General features: G+C 36.6%; 5 protein-coding genes. 2 read left to right on the forward strand and 3 right to left on the reverse strand.

Annotated elements, in window-relative coordinates:
- Window positions 1–312: 312 nt before the first annotated feature.
- Window positions 313–1,014 carry a head GIN domain-containing protein gene (locus H7254_RS15820; protein WP_301933885.1) on the forward strand — a complete coding sequence of 234 codons (702 nt, stop codon included), beginning with the start codon at window positions 313–315 and terminating at the stop codon, window positions 1,012–1,014.
- 95 nt (window positions 1,015–1,109) lie between these two features.
- Window positions 1,110–2,930, forward strand: a complete 1,821-nt coding sequence (htpG, locus tag H7254_RS15825) for a molecular chaperone HtpG (RefSeq protein WP_301933886.1) — start codon at window positions 1,110–1,112, stop codon at window positions 2,928–2,930.
- A 41-nt stretch (window positions 2,931–2,971) separates the two neighbouring features.
- Here htpG and H7254_RS15830 read toward each other — a convergent pair whose 3' ends face one another.
- The 3 genes from H7254_RS15830 to H7254_RS15840 are packed head-to-tail and all read right to left on the reverse strand — an operon-like array spanning window position 2,972 to window position 6,386.
- The gene (locus tag H7254_RS15830; protein WP_301933887.1) at window positions 2,972–3,649 is read right to left on the reverse strand and encodes a class I SAM-dependent methyltransferase; all 678 of its coding nucleotides are present in this window, start codon (window positions 3,647–3,649) and stop codon (window positions 2,972–2,974) included.
- Between the two features lie 25 nt (window positions 3,650–3,674).
- Window positions 3,675–5,381 (reverse strand): single-stranded-DNA-specific exonuclease RecJ, encoded by a 1,707-nt coding sequence (gene recJ, locus H7254_RS15835; protein ID WP_301933888.1) that lies wholly within the window; start codon window positions 5,379–5,381, stop codon window positions 3,675–3,677.
- Window positions 5,382–5,423: 42 nt separating this feature from the next.
- The gene (locus H7254_RS15840; RefSeq protein WP_301933890.1) at window positions 5,424–6,386 is read right to left on the reverse strand and encodes a polyprenyl synthetase family protein; all 963 of its coding nucleotides are present in this window, start codon (window positions 6,384–6,386) and stop codon (window positions 5,424–5,426) included.
- Window positions 6,387–6,481 lie beyond the last annotated feature (95 nt).

A 6,481-nucleotide genomic window follows, 5' to 3' on the forward strand; every position in this document is an offset into this window, starting at 1 on the left:
ACAGTCCCAAAAACTGCCGGTAGCTTCCATGGTCATAATATAAACAGTGCAGGCAATGATACAGATTATCCATCCTGAAATGTTATTAACACGTTTAAAGTTCATATAGAAGTGGGTTATAAGTGGGCAAATATAAAACTATCAACCCATTGATAAGCTGGGATAACAATTTTTTATGAATTAATAATCAGGCATCAATTACCGTTTTTTAAGGTTCAATCATTTTGCAATCAGGTATAAAGGGTAACAATTATGCTACAGAAGGTTTGCAAACCACACTTTTTTTTTAAATCTTTGTAAAAAAATAAACGTATGAAACAAGTAGCATTATTTGCTTTTACAGTTTTGATAATGAGCGCCTGCCGCCAGGTACAGGGAAGTGGTAATATCGTTACCGAAAATAGAACCACCGCTGATTTTACCGGTATTTCTGCAGGTGGCGCCTTTGAGGTGGAAATAAAAAATGGATCTTCAACAGAAGTAAGGGTAGAAGCGGATGACAATGTTATAAAAAATATTGAAACAACTGTATCCGGCCATACCTTAAACATCCGCACCAGGGATGGTGTTAATTTTAATAACGGTCATTTTAAAGTATATATTATTGCACCAGATATCACAAAGATCAACAGTTCAGGGGCAGCCAGTATAGACATAAAAAATATTTTAAAAAGTAGTAATAAGATAACACTGGAAGCTTCCGGTGCAGCGGGTATTAACGGGGAAGTAGATGCTCCTGAAATAGCTATCGAAGCCAGCGGTGCGGCTAACATAAAGGTAAGTGGAAGAACAAGAGTGTATCATGCAGAAGCCTCGGGCAGCGGCACAATTAAAACCAGTGATTTAATGAGCGAAAAAACTACTGTACATGCCTCGGGAGCAGCTTCCGCTCATGTTTATGCCAGCGTACAATTAGATGCTGACGCAGATGGCGCAGCCACTATTTATTATACAGGCGCAGCGGGTGTTTCTCAAAAAACAAGTGGTGCTGCCAATATTAAAAAAGATGATTGACCGGTAAGCCAGCGTAAATGAGTTTTTTCCTTGTCATCTTGTCACTTTCTAATGTTTGGTATTTTCTTTGACAAGTAGTTCAAAAATCTTCAGCCATGCAAAAAGGAAATATACGGGTACAAACAGAAAACATTTTCCCGATCATTAAAAAGTTTTTATACAGTGAACATGATATTTTTATAAGGGAGCTGGTAAGTAACGCGGTGGATGCCACTCAAAAAATGAAAACGCTTTCCTCTATCGGCGAAGCAAAAGGAGAGTTGGGTGAACTGAAAATTGAAATAAAAATTGACGCAGAAAAAAAAACAGTCACTATTTCTGATAGAGGAATAGGGATGACTGGTGAAGAAGTTGATAAGTATCTTAACCAGGTAGCTTTTAGTGGTGCGGAAGAATTTCTGGATAAATACAAAGGTCAGAATGAAAATAATATTATTGGGCATTTCGGGTTAGGATTTTACTCTTCTTTTATGGTGAGTGAAAAAGTGGAAGTAATTACCAGGTCATTTAAAGAAGATGCAGTTGCCGTAAGGTGGGAATGCGACGGCAGTCCTGAATTTACGTTAGAAGATACGGAGAAAGAAACCAGGGGAACAGATATCGTAATGTACCTGAATGAAGAAAGCCAGGAATTTTTAGAACCACATAGAATTCAAACAGTACTGGAGAAATTCTGCCGGTTTTTACCGGTGCCCATTTTCTTTGAAGATAAACAGATCAACAATCCAACGCCGGCCTGGACAAAAAAACCTTCGGAACTTACAACCGAAGACTACCAGAATTTTTATAAAGAATTATATCCATTTAATGAAGCTCCTTTATTCTGGATTCATTTAAATGTAGACTATCCTTTTAACCTTACCGGTATTTTATATTTTCCAAAAATCAAGCAATCTTACGAAATACAAAAGGATAAAATTCAATTGTATAGTAACCAGGTTTTTGTAACAGATGAGGTTAAAGAAATTGTTCCGGAATTTTTGATGTTGCTGCAGGGTGTGTTAGATTCTCCGGATATTCCATTGAATGTTAGCAGAAGTTATTTACAGGGTGATCCAAATGTGCGAAAAATAAATGCACATATCACTAAAAAAGTTGCTGATAAATTAGAAGAAATATTTAAAACCGATCGTACCGCTTTTGAAGAAAAATGGGAAAGCCTTGGCTTATTTGTAAAGTATGGTATGATGACCGATGATAAGTTTGTAGAGAAGGCAAATAAATTTTTAATATTACAGGATACCGAGGGCAAATTTTTTACTTTAGATGAATATAAAATAGCGACTGAAACTTTGCAAAAAAACAAAGATGGCAAACAGGTTATTTTGTACACCACTGATCCGGTACAACAGGATGCATTTATACAACAGGCTGTGGCAAAGGGTTACAAGGTTGTAAAGCTTGAAACAATCATTGACAATGGTTTTGTTAACCAGATGGAAATGAAATGGGAGAATGTTCAGTTTGTACGGGTTGATAGTGATATCACAGACAATTTAATTGATAAACAGGAAGGTGGCGAAAGCGTATTAAGCAAAGACGATGAAGCAAAATTGAAGGAGTTGTTTGGTGTAAAAATTCCTGAATTAAATGTAACAGTTGAAGTGAAAGGATTAAGCGTTGATGCTCCACCGGTAGTAGCTACCAGGCCCGAGTTTATGCGCCGTATGAAAGACATGGCTTCTATGCAGGGTGGTATGGGCGCCTTTTATGCCAGCATGCCTGATGAAGTTACCTTAACGGTAAATGGCAATCATCCCTTATTTAAAAATATTTTGGCTGAAACAGAAAAAGATAAGCAGGAAAAACAAGTACATAATTTAGCAGATCTTGCATTATTGTCACAAGGATTATTAAAGGGAAATACCCTTACCAATTTCATTAATAGAAGTGTAGATTTAATGGGAGCTAAATAAAGAAAATCAGCTACAGTGATCGTAAATAAAAACTTCCGGCGTTATAGTAATGCCGGAAGTTTTAGTATAGCGGCTTCCAGGTATTTCATTTCTTTGGTATGAAAAATTTCTGTGAAACCTTCTTCCAGAAATAATTCTTCGTACAGCGGGTTGGCATAAGCAACTATAATTTCGCGGGGGTACATTCTTGCGCTTTCCAAAATATTATACACTACCGCACTCATGATAACCACATCAAAGGGATTGAATAAAAATATACAATCAACTGTTGCTGGTATTTCATAATTCATTGCATCCACTGTAGTTACATGGTAGTTTATTGCAGGAAATTTCCTTTGAGTATGTTTCAGATTATTCGTGGCATCTTCACAAAATTGTTTGGAGAAATCTATGCCCGTAATGTTTTTATATCCATTATAAGCAGCAACACACATTGCTCTTCCCTTTCCACAGCCAATATCCAAAAAATGTTTTTTTGTTGCAAATGATAACTGCCTGAATATTTCTTCGAGCAATAAATAACTGATGGGCATGTACATGGTGGCGTGCGAAATATCAATGCCTTGTTTATAAAGTTTTTTCAATTCATCTGCTCCGGTTGTATCGATGGTATATTTTTTTTCGCCTTTTATTTCCTGGTTTATGATAGTAATGGCAATGCGAAAGTTCCAGTTAAAACCAACGTAAAAAAAGTAGTGCAGGTAAGTAAATATTTTCAAAGATTTTTTAATAGAAGTAGATATTTTATGAGCTGGATAATTTTAGATCAATTATTTTAAGTTGCAGATTGGTTTCGCCATTCCACTCATTTTCATCCAAAGTAAAAACAAGGTCAAAAGGTTTTTTTGTTTCAAGTACTGAAAATTTATCAGCGAGGTTAAAACCGATGCCGGTAAAGGTTTTATCATGTTGCTTAATAACAAAACGTACATGCAGTTCTTTCACAATTTTTGAATTCCCTGTATCCATCACATTTTTTGCCACAAAAACCGGTCGCATATTTTCAGGGCCAAATGGTTCCATCTGGCAGATGATATTGTATAAAGAATCATTGATTTCATTAAAAGAAATATCCGCATCAATTACAATTTCAGGTACTAGTAAATGTGCTTCAATGGAAGCAGCAACCACTGCTTCAAATTTATCTGCAAAGGCTGTTACATTTTCTGGTAACATGGAAAGGCCTGCGGCAGCAAAATGGCCGCCGTAGCCCAATAAATGTTCCCTGCAGGCATGTACGGCTTCATACAAATTATAACCAACCACACTTCTTGCGCTGCCCGCAACTATGTCCCCGTTACGGGTTAATACTATGGTTGGCCTGTAATATTTTTCGGTTAATCTGCTGGCAACAATTCCTATCACACCCTTATGCCAATGCTCCTGGTAAACAACCGTTGATTTTCGGTTAATCAGTTCAATATTATTGTCAATTAATGCTAGCGCTTCAGCTGTAATGGTACTGTCAGTCTCTTTGCGTTCGTTGTTATCGCTGTGCAGTAATTTAGCTAATTCCAGTGCCCTGTCTGTATTTTTTTCAATAAATAACTGAACCGCTTTTTTTGCATCATCCATTCGTCCGGCTGCATTAATCCTGGGTGCAATTACAAAAACAACATTGGTAATGGATAATTTTTTTTGAATGCCACCCAATTGTATCAGGGCTTTAATACCTGCGCAGGGATTGGTGTTTATTTGCTGGAGGCCAAAGTAAGCCAATATTCTGTTCTCCCCTGTCATGGGAACAATATCGGCTGCAATCGCTGTTGCTACCAGGTCGAGATAACAAAAGTAGTGAGCTTCATCAATGCCATAATATTGAGCCAGCGCCGTCATTAATTTAAAGCCAACGCCGCAGCCACACAATTCTTTGTAAGGGTAATGGCAATCTTTTTGTTTGGCATTTAAAATAGCAACGGCATCTGGTAAAACATCATCCGGTAAATGATGATCGCAAACAATAAAATCAATGCCAAGTGTTTTTGCATAGGCAATTAAATCAATAGATTTAATCCCGCAATCCAAAGAAATGATCAACGCAAAATTATTTTCGGCTGCATAGTCAATGCCTGCTTTACTAATACCATAGCCTTCTCTGTAGCGGTGTGGAATATAAAATTCTACAAAGCTGCCATCATAAATTTTGCAAATAAACTGGTACATAGAAGCAACAGAAGTAGTACCATCCACATCATAATCTCCAAATACCAAAATCTTTTCGTTTGCTTCAATGGCGGATGTAATTCTTTTTACCGCTTTTTGCATATCCTTCATTAAATACGGATCATGCAGTTCTGTAAGGGAGGGGCGAAAGTAGTCCTTGGCTTTTTCAAAACTATCAACACCGCGGTTAACCAATATGCTGCACAAACTGGCGTTTACCTTTAGCGATTCCTGCAATGCAGCAGTAGCACTTTTGTTAACCTTCAGTATGTTCCATCTTTTCTGCATATTTAATAAAAAACTTTTACAGGCTGGTATAAATTGAGGAGATTAATATTTTCTATCCGTAGTGAAGCGTACCAATTCTTCGAGTGCTTTTCTAACTTCATTGTCCTCAAATTCGTGTAATACTTCCAGTGCTTCGTCCCTGTAATTATTCATTTTTTCTACAGCGTATTCAATGCCGCCCGAAGCCACAACGGCATCTATTACATACCGTACTTTCTCAGTATTTTTATTTTCATTTTTAATGATATAAATAAGTTCCCGCTTTTTTTCGGAGCTGATTTTATTTAGAGTATAGATGAGGGGAAGGGTTAATTTTTTTTCTTTAATGTCATTACCGGTTGGCTTTCCGATATCTTCATTTCCATAATCAAATAGATCATCTTTTATTTGAAAAGCAATACCAATTTTTTCACCAAAAAGTTTCATTTTATTACTGATAGCTTCATCTTTACTGGTACTCCAGGCTCCAACAGCACAGGCGGAAGAAAGTAAAGAAGCAGTTTTATTCCGGATAATTTCAAAATAAATATCTTCATTCAAATTAAGATTACGCGATTTTTCTATTTGCAGTAATTCACCTTCACTCATTTGTTTTACTGCTTGCGATAAAATTTGCAGGTGTTCAAAATCTTTGTTATCCGTTGATAAAAGCAACCCTTTTGATAGAAGATAATCGCCTACTAATACCGCAATTTTATTTTTCCAGATGGCATTCACAGAAAAAAAGCCCCGCCTCTCCAATGATTCGTCCACCACATCATCATGCACTAATGTTGCAGTGTGTAATAATTCAACCAATGCGGCTGCACGATAAGTGCTTTCATTTATTGGCCCGTGTAATTTGGCACTTAAAAACACAAACATGGGGCGCAATTGTTTACCCTTGCGCTTAATGATGTATTTCATAATCCTGTCAAGCAACGGTGTTTGACTTTTGACAGATTCAGCAAACTTTTTTTCAAAAGTATTCAGCTCTTCACCTATGATGTTTTTTATAAATTCCATTTTCAAAAAATACGGCAATATAGTGCAGTAAGCAACGGCTTCAAAGTAATTATTTTTCAGGAGCAGAATATTGTTTTATTTAAAATCCTGAATTA

Origin of the sequence: Ferruginibacter sp. (genome assembly GCF_014377975.1) — a bacterium.
Taxonomy (GTDB): Bacteria; Bacteroidota; Bacteroidia; order Chitinophagales; family Chitinophagaceae; genus Ferruginibacter.